Annotated in this window: 21 protein-coding genes; 13 read left to right on the top strand and 8 right to left on the bottom strand. The window is 64.7% G+C overall.

Features of this window, described 5'->3' with window-relative positions; translation table 11 throughout:
• Positions 1-42 precede the first annotated feature (42 nt).
• The 4 genes from ABIC76_RS02960 to ABIC76_RS02945 are packed head-to-tail and all read right to left on the bottom strand — an operon-like array spanning position 43 to position 2,849.
• On the bottom strand, positions 43-747 hold the full coding sequence (locus ABIC76_RS02960) for a Crp/Fnr family transcriptional regulator (protein ID WP_102065957.1): 705 nt from the start codon (positions 745-747) through the stop codon (positions 43-45).
• A complete protein-coding gene (locus ABIC76_RS02955; RefSeq protein ID WP_257878151.1) occupies positions 740-1,375 on the bottom strand; it encodes a 2-hydroxychromene-2-carboxylate isomerase in 636 nt (211 codons plus the stop codon). Before ABIC76_RS02955 ends, ABIC76_RS02960 begins: the two co-directional genes overlap by 8 nt.
• 9 nt (positions 1,376-1,384) lie before the next feature.
• Positions 1,385-2,059, bottom strand: coding sequence for a 3-oxoacid CoA-transferase subunit B (locus ABIC76_RS02950; RefSeq protein ID WP_257878152.1), 675 nt, complete (start codon positions 2,057-2,059; stop codon positions 1,385-1,387).
• A 28-nt stretch (positions 2,060-2,087) separates the two neighbouring features.
• Positions 2,088-2,849 carry a CoA transferase subunit A gene (locus tag ABIC76_RS02945; protein ID WP_102065958.1) on the bottom strand — a complete coding sequence of 254 codons (762 nt, stop codon included), beginning with the start codon at positions 2,847-2,849 and terminating at the stop codon, positions 2,088-2,090.
• 260 nt (positions 2,850-3,109) lie between these two features.
• On the opposite strand from ABIC76_RS02945, the gene ABIC76_RS02940 reads away from it, so the two are divergent.
• The gene (locus tag ABIC76_RS02940; RefSeq protein WP_081785357.1) at positions 3,110-4,327 is read left to right on the top strand and encodes a cation:proton antiporter domain-containing protein; all 1,218 of its coding nucleotides are present in this window, start codon (positions 3,110-3,112) and stop codon (positions 4,325-4,327) included.
• A 43-nt stretch (positions 4,328-4,370) separates the two neighbouring features.
• The gene (locus ABIC76_RS02935; RefSeq protein WP_354532912.1) at positions 4,371-4,925 is read left to right on the top strand and encodes an NADPH-dependent FMN reductase; all 555 of its coding nucleotides are present in this window, start codon (positions 4,371-4,373) and stop codon (positions 4,923-4,925) included.
• A 413-nt stretch (positions 4,926-5,338) separates the two neighbouring features.
• On the opposite strand, the gene ABIC76_RS02930 is transcribed toward ABIC76_RS02935, so the two are convergent.
• Positions 5,339-6,022 carry a hypothetical protein gene (locus ABIC76_RS02930; RefSeq protein WP_354532911.1) on the bottom strand — a complete coding sequence of 228 codons (684 nt, stop codon included), beginning with the start codon at positions 6,020-6,022 and terminating at the stop codon, positions 5,339-5,341.
• Between the two features lie 301 nt (positions 6,023-6,323).
• Between ABIC76_RS02930 and ABIC76_RS02925 the strand changes: the two genes are divergently transcribed.
• Positions 6,324-7,031: a GNAT family N-acetyltransferase gene (locus ABIC76_RS02925; protein ID WP_354532910.1), complete on the top strand. Its 708-nt coding sequence runs from the start codon at positions 6,324-6,326 to the stop codon at positions 7,029-7,031.
• Between the two features lie 9 nt (positions 7,032-7,040).
• Here ABIC76_RS02925 and ABIC76_RS02920 read toward each other — a convergent pair whose 3' ends face one another.
• Both ABIC76_RS02920 and ABIC76_RS02915 read right to left on the bottom strand, forming a co-directional pair.
• The gene (locus ABIC76_RS02920; RefSeq protein WP_354532909.1) at positions 7,041-8,657 is read right to left on the bottom strand and encodes a COG3904 family protein; all 1,617 of its coding nucleotides are present in this window, start codon (positions 8,655-8,657) and stop codon (positions 7,041-7,043) included.
• Positions 8,658-8,812: 155 nt separating this feature from the next.
• Positions 8,813-9,325 carry a FlxA-like family protein gene (locus ABIC76_RS02915; RefSeq protein ID WP_102065961.1) on the bottom strand — a complete coding sequence of 171 codons (513 nt, stop codon included), beginning with the start codon at positions 9,323-9,325 and terminating at the stop codon, positions 8,813-8,815.
• A 259-nt stretch (positions 9,326-9,584) separates the two neighbouring features.
• On the opposite strand from ABIC76_RS02915, the gene ABIC76_RS02910 reads away from it, so the two are divergent.
• From ABIC76_RS02910 to flhC, 9 genes are all read left to right on the top strand, one after another.
• Positions 9,585-10,406, top strand: a complete 822-nt coding sequence (locus ABIC76_RS02910; RefSeq protein ID WP_354532908.1) for an ABC transporter ATP-binding protein — start codon at positions 9,585-9,587, stop codon at positions 10,404-10,406.
• The gene (locus ABIC76_RS02905) at positions 10,390-11,220 is read left to right on the top strand and encodes an ABC transporter permease (RefSeq protein WP_102065963.1); all 831 of its coding nucleotides are present in this window, start codon (positions 10,390-10,392) and stop codon (positions 11,218-11,220) included. Before ABIC76_RS02910 ends, ABIC76_RS02905 begins: the two co-directional genes overlap by 17 nt.
• Before the next feature lie 27 nt (positions 11,221-11,247).
• Entirely contained in the window at positions 11,248-12,252 is a 1,005-nt protein-coding gene (locus tag ABIC76_RS02900; protein ID WP_354532907.1) for an ABC transporter substrate-binding protein, read from the top strand.
• Between the two features lie 20 nt (positions 12,253-12,272).
• A complete protein-coding gene (locus ABIC76_RS02895) occupies positions 12,273-13,067 on the top strand; it encodes an IclR family transcriptional regulator (RefSeq protein ID WP_009240454.1) in 795 nt (264 codons plus the stop codon).
• Between the two features lie 71 nt (positions 13,068-13,138).
• Positions 13,139-14,326 carry a CaiB/BaiF CoA transferase family protein gene (locus ABIC76_RS02890; RefSeq protein WP_354532906.1) on the top strand — a complete coding sequence of 396 codons (1,188 nt, stop codon included), beginning with the start codon at positions 13,139-13,141 and terminating at the stop codon, positions 14,324-14,326.
• 2 nt (positions 14,327-14,328) lie between these two features.
• Positions 14,329-15,183 carry a citryl-CoA lyase gene (locus tag ABIC76_RS02885; RefSeq protein WP_354532905.1) on the top strand — a complete coding sequence of 285 codons (855 nt, stop codon included), beginning with the start codon at positions 14,329-14,331 and terminating at the stop codon, positions 15,181-15,183.
• A complete protein-coding gene (locus tag ABIC76_RS02880; protein WP_354532904.1) occupies positions 15,180-16,076 on the top strand; it encodes an SMP-30/gluconolactonase/LRE family protein in 897 nt (298 codons plus the stop codon). Before ABIC76_RS02885 ends, ABIC76_RS02880 begins: the two co-directional genes overlap by 4 nt.
• 861 nt (positions 16,077-16,937) lie before the next feature.
• On the top strand, positions 16,938-17,255 hold the full coding sequence (flhD, locus tag ABIC76_RS02875) for a flagellar transcriptional regulator FlhD (RefSeq protein WP_004627783.1): 318 nt from the start codon (positions 16,938-16,940) through the stop codon (positions 17,253-17,255).
• A gap of 76 nt (positions 17,256-17,331) precedes the next feature.
• Positions 17,332-17,892, top strand: a complete 561-nt coding sequence (gene flhC, locus ABIC76_RS02870; protein WP_027679319.1) for a flagellar transcriptional regulator FlhC — start codon at positions 17,332-17,334, stop codon at positions 17,890-17,892.
• Between the two features lie 71 nt (positions 17,893-17,963).
• Here flhC and ABIC76_RS02865 read toward each other — a convergent pair whose 3' ends face one another.
• Positions 17,964-18,335, bottom strand: a complete 372-nt coding sequence (locus tag ABIC76_RS02865) for a hypothetical protein (RefSeq protein ID WP_354532903.1) — start codon at positions 18,333-18,335, stop codon at positions 17,964-17,966.
• 106 nt (positions 18,336-18,441) lie between these two features.
• On the opposite strand from ABIC76_RS02865, the gene motA reads away from it, so the two are divergent.
• A complete protein-coding gene (gene motA / locus ABIC76_RS02860; RefSeq protein WP_027679318.1) occupies positions 18,442-19,302 on the top strand; it encodes a flagellar motor stator protein MotA in 861 nt (286 codons plus the stop codon).
• Positions 19,303-19,375: the final 73 nt, after the last annotated feature.

The following is a 19,375-nucleotide window of genomic DNA, read 5'->3' as shown; positions in this document are numbered from 1 at the left end:
TCGGCTCTGCCGGATGAAGATTCGTTAATAAAGGCGGCGTCTTCAGGCGCCGTAGCTGCGCAGCCGATCGAGGTCGACGACCGTCACGCCGCCGTATTCCAGCCGGACCACGCCGTCCTTCTCCAGGGCCTTGAGCGACTGGTTGGCAACCTGGCGCGTCATGCCGGAAAGCAGGCCGAGTTCTTCCTGCGTGATCTCCAGGTGGTCGCCCGCGCCGGGGTAGAGCACCGGGTTGAAGAGCGACGCAATGCAACGCGCCAGGCGCGGCGTGACATCGAGCAGCCTGTCGTATTCCAGCAGCGCCATGAAGTGCCCGAGCCGCTCGTTGAGCTGCTTCACCAGGAAGCGGTTGAACGCCACGCTGTTTTCCACCAGCCACATGAAAGTGGCGCGGTCCATGAAGGCCATGCGCGTGTCGCGCAGCGCAACGATGTCGTAGCGGCGCGGCTCGTTCTTGAGCACCGTACCTTCGCCAAACCAGCCGCCGGCCGGCACGCCCGTAAACGTGACGCTGCGCCCTTCGGGCGACACCGTGCCGATCTTGATGAGGCCCGTCACCACGCCCGTCCAGCTCTCCAGCAACGTGTTCTTCGGGCAGATGCAGGCGCCGCGCGCGTAGGTTTTCTCCACGATGCCGGCACAGGCGCGGTCGGCTTCTTCCGCGGGCAGATCGATGGACCACGCCGCGATGTGCGCCAGCCGAGCGCGGCTGATGCCGGGGCGCGCGTTGGTGTCGTGCTCAGCCACGTTGAATGCCTACCGGCAGCGTGCTCACGCGCTGCGCTTCGGGCGTGGAGAGCCAGCCAGCGCGCAGGCTCTGCAGGAACATGTCGGTCGCGTCTTCACCCCAGAACAGCTCGCCGTCGTGCACCAGCGTGGGCACCCCGAACACGCCGAGCGCGATGGCCGCATCGGTGTGCGCACGCAGCGCGTCTTTCACGGCCGGTTGTTCGACAGCGGTTGCGCCTTCTGCAAAGCCGACCGCCTCGCACAGCGCGGTAAAGCCCTCGGGCGATGCCACATCGTTGCCGTCGCGCCAGATATGCCGGAACACCGCGCGCACGGCATCGAGCGAGCCGCCCATCGCAATCGTCAGCCGCAATGCCTTGATCGGGTTGAACGGGTGTGCGGGCGGCATGCGAAACGGAATGCCGAGCTGCTGCGCGCGAAACAGCGCATGCCGATACGTGAACACGCGTTTGGAAGTGATCTCCGCCGGGCCTTTTTGCCCCCAGTGATGCAGGAGCGCACCCAGCACCAGCGGGCGCGGGCGGATGACGATGTCGTTGGCTTCCTGCAGCGCATCGAACTGTTCGAGCTGCAGATAGGCAAACGGCGAGATGACATCGAAGAACCAATCGACGGTGGTGGGCATGCAGTCTCCTCAGGCGGCGCGCATCTGCAGCAGCGGCGCCAGCGTGAAGGGCGCTGCCGTCATGGCGCGAATGTCGTCGAGTGTCGCATGCGAGAGGATTTCACGCAGCACCAGCCCCGCGTCGGTCACGTCGAACACGGCGTGCTCGGTAACGATGACCTTCACGCAGCGCCGGCCCGTGAGCGGCAGCGTGCAGCGCGGCAGGATCTTGGAGTTGCCGTGTTTGTCGGTATGCGCCAGCGCGGCAATCACCTTGCGCGTGCCGTAGCAGAGATCCATCGCCCCGCCAATGCCGGGCCACCATTTGCCGTTGCGATCGCACGCCCAGTTGGCGAGGTTGCCCAGCGCGTCCACTTGCAACGCGCCGAGGATGGTCACGTCGATGTAGCCATTGCGCATTGCACCCAGCGACGTAGCGAGGTCCATGAGCGCAGCGCCGGGCAGCAGGGTGATGGGCTCGCACCCGGCGTTGGTGAAGTCGCTGTCGATGGCGTCCAGCGGCGGGCGCCCGCCAAAGCCGAAGGCGCCGTTTTCAGTATGGAAAATGACGCCGGCATTGGCGTCCAGGTAGTTGGCCGTGAGCGTGGGGATCCCCAGGCCCAGGTTGACGACTTCGCCGGCGCGCAGTTCCAGCGCGCAGCGGGCAGCAATGCGTTGCTTGGGCGTTTCGGGCAGGGCTTGCATGGCGATCTCCTTGTTGTGGGTCTGACGATCACGCTTCGGCAGCGGGCAGGCGGCCGAGCTTCGTCCAGTGGTGCCTGTACAGCGCGTGCTGGTCGTCCAGCGACAGCCCTTGCACCACCGCATTGACGAACACGCCCGGGCAGCCGACGCGCTCGGGCGGAATCGTGCCCACTTCGACGATCTCGTTCACCTCGACGATGGTGTAGTCGCCGGCCATGGCGATGTCGCGCTGGTTCTGCAGTGCCGTGCCGCGAAACTCCACGTTGCCGAAGGTATCGGCGCGCCAGCCCTTGATGATCGACACGTCGGCGCGCAGGGGCGGCTCCACGAAGCACGTCGTGCCGTCGACGGTGAGCGTCTGCTTGGGGGCGCCGCGCTTGGGAAACATCCCAGGCTGGTCGAGGATGCCCACGCCCACCGGCACGAGGGCGCCGCCCAGGCCCAGCGCGCCGGCGCGCACTTTTTCCGCCCAGGTGCCCATCGGAAAGAACTCGGCCACGCGCACGGAGTCGGTCAGGTAAGCCTGCGTCGATTCGTCCGTCGTGCCGACGTGCGTGCCGATGAACTCGGCCAGTTGGCCCGAGCTGAACAGCCGGGCTTTGAGAAAGCCGCCGCGCAGCCCGGGCGTATTGGTGATGAGGGTGAGCTGGCCGATGCCGCTGGCGAGCAGCGCCTCGATGCAGCAGGCCGGTTCGCCGGCGCCCACGAATTCGCCCAGCATCAGGCGGCTGCCGCTGCGGACGTGGGCGACGGCCTCGTCCACGGGAAGAACTTTGTTGGCGTAGCGCATGTGGTGTCTCCTAGGGGGCGCCCTGGCCGCGCTGGCCGAGCGGGTCTGCGGCGCAGTGTAGGAGCGCGGTTTCTGCCGCGATGTCTTCTGCATGACATTTGCTTCGTAAGGTTTCGCAAAGGCCAATCCTTATAGTTGTGACGCAATGTGAACAAATCCGCTCCCAACTTGTCGCACAAGGGCCGCCCGGCCCTTTCCACTTTCCCAGCGTTTCCGCTCCGCCCGTCTTTGAACCCGCCCCATTCCCATTTCAGGACCGCATGCACGTAGACACCCCGCTCATCTCCACCATCATCGGTGGCATCGTGCTGGCCTTCATCTTCGGCACAATCGCGCAGCGCCTGCGTCTGCCGCCGCTGGTCGGCTATCTCATGGCGGGCGTGGTGGCCGGGCCGTTCACGCCCGGTTTCGTGGCCGATCAAAGCCTTGCGCCGCAACTGGCCGAGCTGGGCGTGATCCTCCTGATGTTCGGCGTGGGGCTGCACTTCTCGATGAAGGAGCTGCTGGCGGTGAAGGCCATCGCCATTCCCGGCGCCATCGGCCAGATTGCGCTGGCCACGCTCATGGGCATGGGGCTGGCGTGGCTGCTGGGGTGGGATTGGGGGCCCGGGCTGGTATTCGGCCTGGCGCTCTCGGTGGCGAGCACGGTGGTGCTGCTCAAGGCGCTGGAAGATCGCGGTATCGACAACTCGCACGAAGGCCACATTGCCGTGGGCTGGCTGATCGTGGAAGACCTCGTGATGGTGGTGACGCTCGTGCTGCTGCCGGCCTTGGCCGGGGCGCTGGGCGGCGCCGGCAGCACGGCGGTCAGCACGTGGGACATCGTCAAGGTGCTGGCCGTCACGCTTTCGAAGGTGGTGGCCTTTGCCGCGCTGATGCTGGTGGTGGGCCGCCGCGTGATCCCGTGGATGCTCGAGCGCATTGTCATGACGGGCAGCCGCGAGCTGTTCCGCCTGGGGGTGCTCGCCACGGCGCTGGGCGTCGCCTATGGCGCCACGGTGCTGTTTGGCGTGTCGTTCGCGCTCGGCGCGTTCTTTGCGGGGATGGTGCTGGCCGAGTCCGAATTCAGCCAGCGCGCGGCGGAAGAATCGCTGCCGCTGCGCGATGCATTTGCGGTGCTGTTTTTCGTGTCGGTGGGCATGCTGTTCGACCCGAGGGTGCTGATCGAAGACCCATGGGCGGTGCTGGGCACGGTGCTGATCGTGGTGGTGGGCAAGTCGCTGGCGGCGTTTGCGGTGGTGCGCGCGTTTGGCCACGGCAACCGCACGGCGCTCACGATTTCCGCCAGCCTCGCGCAGATCGGCGAGTTTTCGTTCATCCTGATTGGGCTAGGGATCAGCCTGGAAATCCTGCCCGACCGCGCGCGGGGGCTGTTGTTGTCGGCGGCGATCCTGTCGATTCTGCTGAACCCGCTGATGTTCGCCCTGATCAACCGTCTCAAACGCGAGGTGGCCCCCGAACCGGCGACGGCGGATTGAGCGTCAGCGCCATCCCGAACTGTTTTGCACGCAAGGAGTGTTCATGAGCAATCTGACTATCGGAGTGATCGTCGGCAGCCTGCGCAAGGCGTCGTTCAACCGCCAGCTGGCGCAGGCGCTGGCGGGCTTGTTGCCGTCGGGGGCGACGGCGCAGTTCATCGAAATTGGCGAGCTGCCGCTCTACAACCAGGACCTGGACGCGAGCCTGCCCGAGCCGGTACAGCGCTTCAAGGCGGCGGTGGCGGGCGTGGATGCCTTGTTATTCGTCACGCCGGAATACAACCGCGGCATCCCGGGCTCGCTGAAGAATGCGATTGACTGGGGGTCTCGACCGTACGGCCAGAGCGTGTGGGGCGGTAAACCGGCCGGCATTGCGGGGGCTTCGCCGGGCGCAATCGGCACGGCGTTGTCGCAGGCGCAATTGCGTAATGTGCTCGCGGCGGTCGGCGTGAAGGTCTTGCCGTTGCCGGAGGTGTTCTTCCACGTTGCGGGGGAGCCCTTTGATGCCCAGGGCGGGGTGACGGATGCGCGGACGCGCCAGTTCTTGCAGGGGTTTGTCGACCGATTCGTCGAGTGGGCGGGTCAGAAGCCAGCCTGACGGATCGATCAACCGGGGTGTTCAGGGCCGGGCGGGGAAGGGGTTCCCGCTCGGCCGTTTTGCCTTATGCCTTGGGGCAGGGCATTAAGCCAGGAAAGCGGCGGCGCTGATGAGCCAGCCTGCTGCCACGCAGCTCGCAATCCAGGCGGCCATGACGGCGCCAATATCCAACCATTTCATCATTGTTCTCCTTACAACACTTGCATTGCTTGTTCAGGCAATCGATGTCTGAACAACTGTCACGAAGTGTAGGTGTTGCAATGCGGAAGAACAATACGGCGTGGGGTGAACAGACTGTTCCAAGAGTAACAACAGATTTCAGCCCTTGCGTGGACGCCGCTGCGCTTGGAAGACGCCCGCACCACGTGCCCAGATCTGTTGCTGCGTTGCAACAACTGGCGTCGGAGTCCCCGCTATTTCGTCCGGAAGGTCGCGGCCACCAGATCGGCAAAACGGGCTTCTTCGGCAAACTCCGTGGGGTTGTCATGCCCCGCGGTGCCGAATACGCGCAGCAGATACACCGCCCCGTTGCCGAAAAACGCATACCCCCGAACGACCACAGTCCGGGCCGCGGAGGTGTTCCATTCGCCTTCCCAGTAAATCAACCGGCGGCCGGCAAGAACCTGCTGGGTCGGGGCCCTGCCCCGTACGAGGCGGGCAGCCCAGGCCGGACGATCGCCATGCACACGCGATTCCATGTGGTTGAGCAGGATGGCCAGATCGCGCGGGCGCACGGTTTCCAGATAATCCGGCGTGCCTTTGTCGAAATCGGACTTGCGTACCGTCACCAGCGCAAAGCTATCCGGCGGGACGGTCTGCTGTGCAAACACCAGCCGCGACGGGCCAAAGGGCGAGTTGATGGTGGCCGCAACGGACGGGATGGGCGTTTCGCTGGTCAGCCGCAATGGGCCCCATGTGCGCGGCAGGGCGATGCTGGCGCTGGCGTCAATGCGCTGCGTGACGGGGTAGATGAACCTGGGCGCCGCCCGGGCCGATGTCCAGGGCACCATGCCGAGCGCAGCGATCCATGCGGCTGCGCATGCGTATGCGACACAACCGCCCCAGCGGCGGTACCACGTTGCGATGTACGGCGCCACTCGCGGGCTCCTGGCAGAAAAGATGGCGAACGATTCCGTGGGCGTGTGCATACCTACGCACAGCAATGCGTATGCCCGCGCCTATTCGTGGCGCCGTCTTCCCCCGCCCTCAACATATCGATTGGCATGCAGGTGCGCCACCGGCGTGTGGCGGGGCATCGAACGGATTAATCCGGGCGTGGGGGGCGATGTGGCTCTATCAGGATGGGCTTGCATGGCTCTTCTCATGGAGCCAGGGTGTTCGGTAGGGTGAAGGTGCTTCGTTCTTCGTTCTTCGATGTTCTCGATCCAGGTTTTGCGCATGACCACGCTCAACGCATATCAGCAACCCATTGGCGCGCCGTTGCCCGGCTGGGCGGCCCGACCGCTGCCGCCCCACACGCCGCTCGCCGGCCGGTATTGCCGGCTGGAACCGCTTGACGCGGCCCGGCACGCCGACGCGCTGTTCGCTGCGTTCAGCCAGGCGCAGGACGATCGCGTCTGGACCTACATGGTGGAAGGCCCGTTTACCGATATCGCCGCACACCGTGCCTATATCGAGCGCATTGCGGCGAAGCGCGACCCGCTGCAGTACGCCGTGATCGACGCGCGCACCGATCGTCCGGTCGGCACGCTGGCGCTGATGCGCATTACGCCTGACCACGGCGTGATCGAAGTGGGGGCCGTGACCTTCTCGCCGCTGCTGCAACGGACGCCCGCTTCGACGGAAGCACAGTTCCTGCTGATGAAGCACGTCTTTGAAGATCTCGGCTATCGGCGCTACGAGTGGAAGTGCGACAGCCTGAACGCGCCATCGCGGCAGACCGCGCAGCGGCTGGGCTTTCAGTTCGAGGGCATCTTCCGGCAGGCGGTGGTCTACAAGGGCCGCAGCCGCGATACCGCCTGGTTCTCCATCATCGATGCCGAGTGGCCGCGGGTGCGGGCCGCATTCGAGCAATGGCTGTCTCCGGAGAACTTTGATGAAGACGGGCGCCAGCGTGCATCGCTGGCTGCGTTGCGGTCGGCCTGAAGCGCCTTGCTACGAATCGGGCGCGGAGGTATCGGAGTACATGCCGCGCAGCGCCAGCGCGCGTTCGGTTTCAGGCAGCGCCAGGATGGAGCGGGAGAAGCCGATCAGCGCCTGGCAGCGTTCGGCCGGCGGCGCGGCGTGGCGCAGCGCGGGGACGGTCAGCACGCGCTGTTCAGCCAGCGGCAGCGCGGCCACGGCGAGCTGCAGCACCGGCAGGCTTTGTGCGCGCGTGACAACGGGCGCGTGGTCCGGGTCGGCGGCCTGCATCAGGTCCGAAAACAAGGCCTGCTCGCGGGTCACCAGCGCGCGCGGCAATCGCGCGGCGGCGGCGCTTGCCCCGGACGTGCCATCCAGATAAGCCACGCAGGCTTCCGCGCTCACGCGCTGCAGGGCCTGCGCCTGCTCCAGCGTGAGTTGGGCGTTGGCAAAGAGCAGCGCATTCGGCGCGGTCGGAATCAGGGCGCGATACAGCTTGCCTGTCTGCTCCCGCAGCAGCGTCATGGCTTGCGCATCCGTCACGTTGCGCTGCAGTTCCGGCCACAGCGTGTCGATCAAGCGGCTGAAGTGTGCGGGGTACTTGCGCTCCAACGCTGCATATAGCGGGGCGCTGCGCAGTTCCGCGGCCAGGGCTTCGCGGGTGTTCAACTGCGTGGCCATGGTTGCGTATTCGCCGCCGGGCGAGGCGCGCGTGACGACATGGTCGGCCAGCAATTCCTGCGCGGTGGGAAACCACATCTGGTCGAACGGCGTGTCCTGCACGCGGCGCACGAAGGCGTCGGGCAAGCCGGCATCTGAATAGGCACGCCAGAGTTCGCTGTCGGTGGAGCCGGGGCTCTGATCGTGATCGGCGCCAACCGCACGCGGGCGGTGGAAGCCGATGCGCGCGCCCGGCGCAGCGGCGCGGTCGACCCCTGCAAGGAAGGCGATCGTGCAAGCCGAAGCGCAGCTGCGCTCAACATACGTGCGCAGATGATGGCGGCGGATGACGTCTGCCACCAGCGTCCCCTCGCGCAGCCAGCCGCCTTCGGAGCGCAGCACCACCGCGGTGGCATTCGGCGCCTTGCGCAACGCGGCTTCCAGTGCATCGGCTGCGCCGTCATTGATGCCGCCGCTGAACAGGATGGCGCGCCCATCGCGTTGCGGCATCACCGTAAATGGCGACGCAGCCTGTTCTCCGAGCGCGGTGCGCAGATGCGCGCTCAGGCGTGGCCCATCGTTGATGACGCGCGAGCTTGTGCCGACGGCGCCGAGCACGATCATCACCTTCGCGATCAGCGGCCATGGGTTTGACAAGCCAGCAAGCCGGTTGCGCGCCTGCTCACGATCGGCCGAGCGCCACGTGCCGACCACCGCCCAGATCCACAGCGCCAATCCCATCACGTAAATCACGAGCAGTGCGGCAGACGCCGCGCGCGCCGGCGCGTTATGTGCCAGCGCGTGCGTGACGCCGGCGCTGAGCGCCACCACACCAAACTGCATCAGCGCCGTATGGAGCCAGTACGACCGGGCGAGGCTGTAATCGCCGCGCCAATGGCGTGCAAAGAAATTGCGCGATGGCGCGCGCTCCGGATGCGGATCGGAAGGGGCGGTCGGGGGAAGGGCGGCGTCGCTGGCGGCGGAGGTCATGCGTGTTCTCGGTGCCGCACACGGGAGGGCGGCGCGGCGATTGTCGCTGTCGGCGCTGCAAGCTGGCGTCCCCCCGATGGGAGGGGGTGATGAGCGGGGCGGTCAGGCGTGGGCAACGGCGTCATCCAGGAAAAGCCGCCGCCGCGTTGCGCCCGTCAAGCCCTGACGGAAACCAGCGGTGGCTTGGCCGGCGTGATGGCCTCCGCGCTGGCGGGGTGGGCGGACTGTGCCGCCTGCGCCTGCGCTGCCTCACGGGTGTGCTGCCGGGTGTCGCTTACGGTGGACGAACCGGTGACCTTGTCTGTCGTGCGGGCCTTGGCGGCCGCATCGGTATTGCCCGTGCCGGAAGCGTTCTTGGAGGCGTTGTGGCGGTTCTCCAGCCGCGTTTCCGCTTGCTCCAGGCCGTTCTGCGCCTGAAGGCGTGCGATCTGCGCCTGCACGATCTGGATCTGCTGGCTGAGCAACTGGGCCTGTTCGCGTGCTTGATCGGGCGGCAGATTCTGCGCGGGAAGATCCTGCATCGACTTCTGCAGGTTCTTGAGCTGGCGCTGCAGGCGCTCGATGTCGGCGCCCGAGCTGCTTCCGCTGCCCGATGCGCCGGCGGTCGCAGTAGAAACGGAAGGGGAGGAAAGTTGCATGGCCATCTCGCTGATCAGTACGCCTTTCATCGGATGGCGGGCGGAAAACTTTAGCTTCCAGGCCAATAAATCTGGCAGGCCCTGAATTTCTTTGTTCTGTCGGAAAGAACATTATTTCTCAGGAGAGAACATATTTGGGCAAGAAAGGCTAATGATCGCCGTCTCCGTCCCCAGTCTGCGCAGCGTTTACGGGTTTACGCCCGTTAACTGTGTGGGTGGTGGCCTATAAAATAGAACTAAATTCCATCAAACAGAACGCACAACATCAAAAGCGTTCAAGGAGACGCCCATGCTTTCCTCCCCTCCGGCCGCCAGTGGCCGACACCACGCCGGGTTGCCGGCGGTCCAGCTCAATCAGGTTTCGGTACGGTTCGGCAGCTTCACGGCGGTGCAGGGCGTTGACCTGTCGATTGGCGAAGGCGAATTCGTGGCCGTGGTGGGCCCGACGGGTTGCGGCAAGAGCACGCTGCTGAATGCCGTGACCGGGCTGCTCAAGCCGGCCGGCGGCAGTGTCACGGTGTTTGGCGAGCCGTTGACCGGGCTCAACGGCAACGCTGGTTTCATGATGCAGCAGGACTCGCTGCTGCCCTGGAAGACGGCGCTCGACAACGTCGCGCTGGGCTTGGTGTTCCAGGGCATGCCGGTGGATGAGGCCCGCGAGCGCGCCCGTCCGTGGATGAAGAAGGTCGGCCTGACCGGCTTCGAGGCGCGCTATCCGCATCAGCTCTCGGGCGGGCAGAAGAAGCGCATCAGCATGGCGCAGACGCTGATCCTGTCGCCCAAGATCGTGCTGATGGACGAGCCGTTCTCGGCGCTCGATGTGCACACGCGCCATCTCATGCAGAGCGAGTTGCTGCGCCTCTGGCAGGAAGACCGCAAGTCGCTGCTGTTCATCACGCACGACCTGGAGGAGGCCATTGCCCTGGCCGACCGCGTGGTTGTCATGTCCGCCGGGCCCGCCAGCCGGCCGGTTGGCGATGTCGAAATCACGCTGCCGCGTCCGCGCAACGTGTCTGAAATCAACATGTCCGACGCGTTCATCCGCCTGTATCGCGAGATCTGGTCGATCCTCGGCACCGAAGTGGAGAAGAGCCATGCCGTCCAGCACTAACACGATGCCTGCCGTGGGCACGCAGCGCGCCGGTCTCGCGCACAAGACCAAGATCCGCCTGTTCCAGCTGGCCGTGGTGGTGTTGATGTTCGGCTCGTGGGAGGGCCTCGGCCGCGCGGGCGTGGTCGATCCGTTCTATTTCTCGATGCCGTCGTCGATCGTCGCGCGCATCTGGGAGTGGTTCACCGCCGGCGACATCTACACGCATCTGGCCATCACCCTGGCCGAGACGATTCTCTCGTTCGGCATCGGCACGCTGCTCGGTATCAGCCTGGGGCTGTGGCTCGGCTTGTCCAAGCTCGCGGCCGAGGTGCTGGACCCGTTCATCAAGGTCTTCAATGCGATCCCGCGCATCCTGCTCGCGCCCATCTTCGTGATGTGGTTCGGGCTGGGGCTGACCTCCAAGGTGGCGCTGGGCGCGACGATGGTGCTGTTCATCACGTTCTTCAATACGTACCAGGGCGTGCGCGAGGTGAACCCCGTCATCCTGGCCAACGCGCGGCTGCTCAAGGCCAGCCGCATCAGCCTGCTGCGCCACGTGTATGTGCCGTCGGCCACCAGCTGGATTCTCTCGAGCCTGCGCGCTTCCGTCGGCATGGCCGTGATGGGCGCGATCGTGGCGGAGTACCTCGGCTCGTCCGCGGGCCTGGGCCACCTGATTGCGCAGGCCGAAGGCGTGTTCGATGCCACCGGCGTGTTCTCGGGAATCGTCGTGCTGTCGGCTTTTGTGATTGCGCTGGACCGCAGCGTCGATGCGCTCGAAGGCAAGTTGCTGGTGTGGCGCCCGAAGGTCGACCCCGAAACGGGCGCCTGAGCCCCAATCACAATGATGGAGACAACGATGAAGCGATGGATTTCGGCCCTGTTGTGTGCGGCCGTCTGCACGGCAGCCAACGCCGCCGAGCCGGAGAAGAAGGACGTGAGCCTGTCGGTCGGCTCGATGATCCTGAACTACATGCCGGTGCCGCTTACGCAGTCGCTGGGCAACTTCCAGAAGGAAGGGCTCAACGTGAAGGTGGAGAACTTCCAGGCCGGCGGCAGCAAGGCGCTGCAGGCGCTGATTGCCGGATCGACCGATGCGGTGGTGGGCTTCTATGACCACACCATCCACATTCAGGCGCAGGGCAAGGACATTGTGTCGGTGGCGTTGCTCAATGTGACGCCCGGCATCGTGCTGGCCGTGCGGCCCGACCTGGATATCAAGAACGGCAAGGATCTGAAGGGCAGGAAGATCGGCATCACCGCGCCGGGCTCGTCCACCGATCTGTTTGCTCGCTATTACGCCATCAAGAGCGGCCTGCAGGTGAACGACGTGTCGTACATCGCCGTGGGTTCCGGCGCGCCGGGCATGGTGGCGCTGGATCGCAAGGAGATCGACGCGCTCGTCAATTTCGACCCCGTAGCCAGCCTGCTGGAGAAGCGCCGCGCCGCCAAGTTCCTCGTCGATACGCGCACCGATGCCGGCTCCAACGCCGTGTTCGGCGGCCGCTACCCGACCGCCACGCTGTACGTGACGCGCGACTTCATGACGAAGAATCCCGAGACCGTGCAGCGCCTGGTGAACGCCTTCATCCGCACGCTCAAATGGATCGACGCCAGCACGCCCGAGGCCATTGCCGACAAGATGCCCAAGGAGCAGCAGGTGGGCGGGCGCGACGTGTTTGTCGATGCGCTGCGCCACTCCAAGCCGATCTTCTCCAAGGACGGCCTGATGACCGATGCCGATGCCAAGGTGGCGCTGACGGTGCTCTCGAGCTACGACGAAAAGATCCGCAACGCCAAGATCGACCTGGCGAAAACGTACACTAACCGCTTCGTCGACCAAGCCCTGAAGACGGTCAAGTGAACCGTCTCGCCCAACCCGCCATGACCGCAGAGCGCCAAACCACCCAGAACGAGATCACGCCCGCCGCCAACGAGGGCGATGCCGCCACGCCGGGGCAGTCGGGCGTGGCTGCGCTGGACCGCGCGTTCTCGATCCTGTTTGCGTTCCGCCCCGGCGATTACGCGCTGACGCTGGCCGAGCTGGCCGCGCGCACCGGGCTCTACAAGAGCACGATCCTGCGGCTTGCCGGCTCGCTCATCCAGCACCGCATGCTGTTTCGCCTGGAAGACGGCCGCTACCAGATCGGCGCCGCGCCGTTGATGCTCGGCGCGCTCTACCAGCGCAGCATGCGCCTGGGCGACGTGGTGCTGCCGCACATGCGCGCGTTGGCCGAGGCCACGGGCGAGGCGGTGTCGCTCTACATCCGCGAGCGCGATGTGCGTGTCTGCCTGCACCGCGTGGATTCGAACCATTCGATCCGCGATCACGTGCGCGAGGGCGACGTGCTGCCGCTGGAGCGCGGTTCGGGCGGGCGCGTGCTGTGCGCGTTCTCGGGCATGCAGGGCGCCACGTACGACGCGATCCGGCGCGATCACTACTACGTGTCGATCGGCGAGCGCGATCGGGAAACGGTGGGCCTGTCGGTGCCGGTGTTTGGCGTGCAGCAGGCGCTGCGGGGTGCGCTGTGCCTTGCCGGTCCGGCCTCCCGCATCGACGGGGCGCTGCTGCAATCGTGGCGCGTGCCGGTGCTGGAGCACGCCGCGCAAATCACGTCCACGCTGGGTGGCGACCCCGCGCCGCTGCGTCTCGCTGCCCAACTGATCTCTAAAACCTAGGCGCCGCCAAGACGCCCAACCTCCTGAGCGGGGCGAGGGGCGGAGCCGACTGTGTAGCAGGAGTTGTTTTCATGGCTTTGCCTCTCGCGGGTTTGCGCGTGCTCGACTTGTCGAACGTGCTGGCCGGGCCGTTCTGCGGCTATCAGCTGGGTTTGCTCGGCGCTGAAGTCATCAAGATCGAGGTGCCGGGCAATGGCGATCTCGCCCGCCGTCTGGGGGCCGATCCTGAGCAGGCGCGCCGCAAGATGGGCGCCTCGTTCGTCGCCGTCAATGCGGGCAAGCAGTCCGTCACCGTCAACCTGAAGCACCCGGAAGGGCGCGCGATCCTGCTCAAGCTGGTGGCGCAGGCCGACGCGCTGATCGAGAACTATCGCCCCGGCGTGATGGACCGCCTGGAACTCGGCTACGACGTGCTGCGCGAGGTCAATCCGCGTCTCGTCTACTGCGCCATTTCGGGCTTCGGCAAGGACGGCCCGCTCAGCGGCAGACCCGCATACGACCAGATCATCCAGGGCATTTCCGGCGTGATGAGCGTCACCGGCGACGATGCATCGGCGCCGCTGCGCGTCGGTTACCCCATCAGCGACACGGTGGGCGGGATCACGGCGGCGCTGGCCGTCACCGCATGCCTGCTCGGCGCGCAACGCACGGGGCAGGGCTGCATGGTGGATGTGTCGATGCTGGAATCGACGCTCGCCACCATGGGCTGGGTCGTCTCCAATTACCTGAACGCCGGTGTGACGCCGCAGCCGATGGGCAACCAGAACTTCACCGCCGCGCCGTCGGGCACATTCACCACGGGCGATGGGCTGATCAACATCGCCGCCAACGAAGACAAGCAATTTGCCGCGCTGTGCCGCGTGGTGGGGCATCCGGAGTTGGCCACCGACCCGCGCTTTGCCGAGCGCCATGCGCGCAAGGAGCATCGCCAGCAGCTCAACGATGCGCTGGAAGCGGCATTGGCCGCGCGCCCGGCCGCCGAATGGGAGCCGCTGCTGATCGAAGCCGGCGTGCCGGCCGGGCTGGTGCTCGACGTGCCTGGCGTGCTGGCGCACGAACAGGTGACGGGCCGCGGCTTTGTCACCTCGTTCCCGGAAGCCGGGCAGCACGTGACGCGCGCGGGCTTCCGCCTCTCGGGTGAAGACCCGTGCCCGCAGACACCGGCGCCATCGCTCTCCGCCCATACCGACGACTGGCTCGCCAGGCTCGGTTACCGCCACGACCAAATCGAAGCCTTGCGCGCCGAAGGCGCCATCTGATCATGACGACCGCACCGACACAGGACGCCGCTGGCCTCGCTGCCGATTACTGGCGCACCGACATCATCGACATCGAACCCGGCCGCATCCACGTACGCGGCTACCCGATCCAGGAACTGATCGGCCAGATCGGCTTTGCCGAAATGATCTGGCTGATGCTGCGCGGCGAATTGCCGGCCAAGCGGCAGGCGGCCTTGCTGGAAGCGGCGCTGGTGGCGTCGGTCGACCACGGCCCGCATGCGCCCTCCATTGCGATCGCGAAGATGGCGACAAGCTGTGGCCTGCCGCTCAACGGCGCGATGGCGTCCGCGTTGAATGCGCTGGACGACGTGCACGGCGGAGCGGGGCAGCAGGCGGTCGAGCTGTTCCACGATATCGAGGCGCGCATGTCCGACGGCGCTTCGCTGGAGGCGGCCACGGCGGCGGGTGTCGACGCGTTCATCGCTGCGCATGGCAAATACCTGCCAGGCTTTGGGCATCGCTTCCACCCGGTCGACCCACGCGCGGGGCGCTTGCTCGCGCTTGTGGACGAGGCAGCGCAGGACGGCGTGGTCGGCGGGCGGTATGCCGCCATCGGCCGCGCTATCGAAGCGCTGCTCTCCAGCCGCAAGGGCAAGCCGATTCCGATGAACATCGACGGCGCCACGGCCGTCATCTATGCAGAACTGGGTTTTGCGGCGCCGCTCGCGCGCGGCGTGTTCTGCCTGTCGCGTGCCGTTGGCATCCTGGCGCACGCCTGGGAGCAAAGCGGCCGCGGCGAACGCAACAAGGGCCCGATGCCGCGCCAGCTGCCGTACCGCTATACCGGGCATGCCACGCGGCACCTGGCCCAAGCCGAGCCGGCCACCGCGCCATGACGTATTTCAACTGGCCCATCGTCGAAACCACCGTCTTTGCGGAGATGCCGGCCGCGTTGCGTCGCCCGGTGCCGACCGAATGGTCGCGCGCCAACAAAGGCGGCGCGCCGGTCGATTGCTTCCTGGAAGGCCCGTGCTGGGACGCGCACGGCAACCTCTGGCTGGTCGACATTCCGCATGGCCGCATCCTGCGCGTCTCTTCGCAGGGCGATTGGGATGTGGTGGCGGAATACGACGGCGAACCGAATGGCCTGGCGCTGCGCCACGACGGCACGCTGCTGATTGCGGACTACAAGAATGGCCTGCTGTCGCTGGACCCCGCGACGGGCGCAGTCACGCCGTTTCTTACGCGACGCAACAGCGAACGCTTCAAGGGCCCCAACGATCTGATCGTCGCGCGCAACGGCGATGTGTATTTCACCGACCAAGGCCAGACTGGCCTGCATGACCCGACCGGCCGCGTGTATCGCCTGCGCACGGATGGCCGGCTCGACTGTCTGCTCGCCAATGGCCCGAGCCCCAACGGTCTGGTGCTGACGCCCGACGAATCCGCGCTGTTCGTGGCCATGACGCGTGACAACGCCGTCTGGCGTTTGCCGCTGCTCGCCGACGGCAGCACGAGCAAGGTCGGCCGCTTCGCGCAGTTCTACGGCACCAGCGGCCCCGACGGCATGGCGATGGACGCAGCCGGCCATCTCTTCGTCGCGCATGCATCGCTGGGCGCGGTGTTCGTTGTCTCGCCGCATGGCGAACCACTGGCGCGCATCGCATCGTGCCGGGGGCGCACCACCACCAACGTTGCACTCACGCCCGACGGGCACTCGCTCGTCATCACCGAATCCGCCACGGGCACCGTATTGCGCGCCCGCTGGACGCCGCCCCACCACGACTGAGCGCAAACGCGGGCTGTTGTCGCAGCCCACGTTGTCCTACAGCTGTCCTACACCGGGGCGGCTGTCAGATCGTCAAAATTCCTTCGTTTTTTCGTTCCGCAGACGCCCATACGGCACTTTTTTGCGCACTGCAACAGAAGAAGTGCTGAGCTCGTCCTTTTTAGCCAGGACGCACTGCTTTTACAGATCGTTTTTGTATCGTTTTGTGAGACGTGTATCGATATGAGAAACGAAAAGGTAGGAGCCGTCCTACAAAACCGCCATTTCACTGTAGGAGTGCTCCTACAAAACCGGGCCAAAAGCGGTCGGAACTGTCCTACACGGCGTGTAGGAGTCGGTCAGAAGTGTCCTACAAGCGGTTAACCCGGCATCCAATGCTCACAGTCGCAGAAGTGCGACGCCTTCTTTGTTGATTTCCGACAACTTTAGGCAATTAAATTGCTATCTTTCGCCGTTCATTGGGGTAAATACGTGTCAAACACCCGCTTTAGCGCATGGTCCACCCAGGCCTGTTGCGTCGGCAAAGGCTTCATTTGCAACGTTTATTAACAGATTTGTAGGAAAACTGCCTACAAAAAAACGGATTACCTCACCCCTCCAACGTAGGGGTCCACCCTTCTTTACTTACCCCGGACCACAAACCACAATGTGTTCAACAGAAAACAACTTCGCCATGTCTTTAGCGACGTGAGTAAGAAGGGGCAGGAAGTGCCGGCAACGGCGCCGACTGCAGGAAACATCCGATCTGTGGGGATTGGTGAACAGCCCGGCGAGGGTAGGCGCAAAAAAATAGCGCCAACCGGACATCACCATGCGAGACCGGATGCAAGTTGTACTTTTACTGCACACGACGGGACATACATGGACACGCAAGACATTGTTTCCGAGATCAGCGAGCTGAATCTCACCTATTTGATGCTTGCCCAGCAGATGCTGGCCAAGGATCGCGATGCCGCACTCTTTCGCCTCGGCATCTCTGAAGAACTGGCTGACATCCTGCTGACGATGTCGCCCGCGCAGATCGTCAAGCTGGCCAGCACGAACATGATGCTGTGCCGCTTCCGCTTCGACGATCACGCCATCCTGGGTCTGGTGACCCAGCCGCACCGTGACAAGGGCCTGCAGCAATCGCAAATGTCGATCCTGCTGGCACGTCAGGCGGTTGAGCAGATCAGCTGAGCCATTTGCGGCGGGTGTTCCGCCGGGTTCAGGGATTGCACTTTGGATGAGTAGCAAGCGAAGCGGGAGCAGTGCCATGCGTCACACCAGCGTCATGAACGAAGTTCAGCAGATCCACCTTGCAGCGGAATTGATTTCGCTCGGTGCCCGTCTGCAACTGCTGGAACAGGAAACCACGCTCAGCCGCGAGCGTCTGGTCAAGCTGTACAAGGAAATCCGTGGGGAATCGCCGCCGAAGGGCATGCTGCCTTTCTCGGCAGACTGGTTCCTGACGTGGTCGCCGAACATCCATTCGTCGATCTTCCTGAACATCTACCGTTTTCTGGGCGAGAACAGCCGCAGCACTGGTGTGCGCCGCCTGATCTCGGCCTACAAGCTGTACCAGGAACACATTCACGTCCACGAACAGGAAGAGGTGCTTTCGATCACCCGCGCGTGGATGATGCTGAAGTTCTTCGAGGGGAAGATGCTGCACACCGTGAAGTGCAAGCGCTGCACCGGCCATTTCGTGGCCCACGCAGACGACCTGCACCACGATTTCGTGTGCGGCGTGTGCCAGCCGCCGTCACGCGCAGGGAAGAAAAAGCGCGTCGCTGCTCCGGTCGATGCGATCGCAGAAAAGACGATCGACGCCTGATAACGGCATTGCAGGGATACGGGAAGTCGGAAATACGGGAGTACGGGCGTTGCAGAACCGCCGGGGGATGGTCAAAAAAGGCGGACGGGAAATACGGGTAGCAGTACGGGAAATACGGGAATAGCCGAATAGCCGGCCAGATCGGCACATAACAATACAAAGAACAAAAGAGCAGGAACACAGAGCAGGAAAGCACAGGGGCTCAGGCAGGACAAAAGGGGAAGGGGGTAGGCCGGTCGCGGGAAACTGCGGACCGGCATTTTTTTTTGCCGCCGCGCGTAGACAGGAAGAAAGAAGGGCGAAAAGTGGGGACGGAAAGCGATTTCCGTCCCTTTTTCTTTGGATCCGCCTAGGGGAACGCCCTCTTTGGGCCAGGTGGTGCTCAAGCCGCCCGTTTTGTTGCCGTTCTTGGTGAAGAAGGGCGCGGCGGCAGGGTTTTCCAAGCACCGCGCAGCAGCAAAAGCCGGCGCTCAAGCCTTCAGTTAACCGGGGGGATGCCGATATTCCTCTTGTATTGATCGAAGGATCGCCCATTCAGGAGTTCGCCCCGTGTTAGTTGCCATCGGTTACATCGTGATTCTCGCGTCGGTGTTCGGCGGCTACATGCTGGCCGGAGGACACCTCGGGCCCTTGTTCCAGCCGACCGAACTGCTGATCATCTTCGGCGCCGGCATTGGCGCCTTCGTGGTCGGCAACGACAAAAAGGCCATCAACGCCACCGTCAAGGCGCTGCCGGGCCTGTTCAAGGGCTCGAAGTACACCAAGGCCCTCTATATGGAAGTGATGGCGCTGCTGTATGTGGTGCTGTCCAAGATCCGCCGCGAAGGGATGATGTCGATTGAAGCCGACATCGAAGCCCCGCACGAAAGCGCGCTGTTCGCCAATTACCCCGCCATCCAGGCTGATCACCACGCGCTGGATTTCATCTGCGATTACCTCCGCCTGATGGTCGGCGGCAACCTGAATCCGTTCCAGATCGAAGCGTTGATGGATCAGGAAATCGACACCCATCACCACGAAGCCGAACAACCGGCCCGCATCATCACCAAAGTGGGCGACGCCATGCCGGCCTTCGGCATCGTGGCCGCTGTGATGGGCGTGGTGCACACCATGGGCTCGGTTGGCCTGCCGCCGGCAGAGCTGGGCAAGCTGATCGCGTCCGCGCTGGTCGGTACGTTCCTCGGGATCTTGCTGGCGTACGGCTTCATCGGGCCGCTGGGTTCGCTGCTGGAGCAGCGCGCCGAAGAATCGACCAAGTTGTTCCAGTGCATCAAGGTCACGCTGCTGGCCAGCATGAACGGCTACGCCCCGGCCATTGCCGTGGAGTTCGGCCGCAAGGTGCTGTTCTCGACGGAGCGTCCGTCGTTTGCCGAGCTGGAAGACCACGTCCGTGGCGCCAAGACAGCGTAGCGCTGAACCCCATATGACACAGAGCACAGCCAACGAGCTGCGCCACTAACCACACAGTACAAACCGGGAGCGG

It is taken from the genome of Ralstonia sp. 1138, assembly GCF_040544795.1.
GTDB lineage: Bacteria > Pseudomonadota > Gammaproteobacteria > Burkholderiales > Burkholderiaceae > Ralstonia > Ralstonia flatus.
Note: the sequence above shows the minus strand (reverse complement) of the source record. Positions and strands in the feature narration are given on the sequence as shown.

Coding starts and splice junctions, on each gene's coding strand:
- ABIC76_RS02915 (WP_102065961.1), bottom strand. CDS start 9,325: ATGAAAGGCGTACTGATCAGCGAGATGGCCATGCAACTTTCCTCCCCT.
- flhD (WP_004627783.1), top strand. CDS start 16,938: ATGGACACGCAAGACATTGTTTCCGAGATCAGCGAGCTGAATCTCACC.
- ABIC76_RS02910 (WP_354532908.1), top strand. CDS start 9,585: ATGCTTTCCTCCCCTCCGGCCGCCAGTGGCCGACACCACGCCGGGTTG.
- ABIC76_RS02945 (WP_102065958.1), bottom strand. CDS start 2,849: ATGCGCTACGCCAACAAAGTTCTTCCCGTGGACGAGGCCGTCGCCCAC.
- ABIC76_RS02950 (WP_257878152.1), bottom strand. CDS start 2,059: ATGCAAGCCCTGCCCGAAACGCCCAAGCAACGCATTGCTGCCCGCTGC.
- ABIC76_RS02885 (WP_354532905.1), top strand. CDS start 14,329: ATGACGACCGCACCGACACAGGACGCCGCTGGCCTCGCTGCCGATTAC.
- ABIC76_RS02900 (WP_354532907.1), top strand. CDS start 11,248: ATGAAGCGATGGATTTCGGCCCTGTTGTGTGCGGCCGTCTGCACGGCA.
- ABIC76_RS02890 (WP_354532906.1), top strand. CDS start 13,139: ATGGCTTTGCCTCTCGCGGGTTTGCGCGTGCTCGACTTGTCGAACGTG.
- ABIC76_RS02925 (WP_354532910.1), top strand. CDS start 6,324: ATGACCACGCTCAACGCATATCAGCAACCCATTGGCGCGCCGTTGCCC.
- ABIC76_RS02905 (WP_102065963.1), top strand. CDS start 10,390: ATGCCGTCCAGCACTAACACGATGCCTGCCGTGGGCACGCAGCGCGCC.
- flhC (WP_027679319.1), top strand. CDS start 17,332: ATGCGTCACACCAGCGTCATGAACGAAGTTCAGCAGATCCACCTTGCA.
- ABIC76_RS02895 (WP_009240454.1), top strand. CDS start 12,273: ATGACCGCAGAGCGCCAAACCACCCAGAACGAGATCACGCCCGCCGCC.
- ABIC76_RS02920 (WP_354532909.1), bottom strand. CDS start 8,657: ATGACCTCCGCCGCCAGCGACGCCGCCCTTCCCCCGACCGCCCCTTCC.
- ABIC76_RS02955 (WP_257878151.1), bottom strand. CDS start 1,375: ATGCCCACCACCGTCGATTGGTTCTTCGATGTCATCTCGCCGTTTGCC.
- ABIC76_RS02940 (WP_081785357.1), top strand. CDS start 3,110: ATGCACGTAGACACCCCGCTCATCTCCACCATCATCGGTGGCATCGTG.
- ABIC76_RS02880 (WP_354532904.1), top strand. CDS start 15,180: ATGACGTATTTCAACTGGCCCATCGTCGAAACCACCGTCTTTGCGGAG.
- ABIC76_RS02935 (WP_354532912.1), top strand. CDS start 4,371: ATGAGCAATCTGACTATCGGAGTGATCGTCGGCAGCCTGCGCAAGGCG.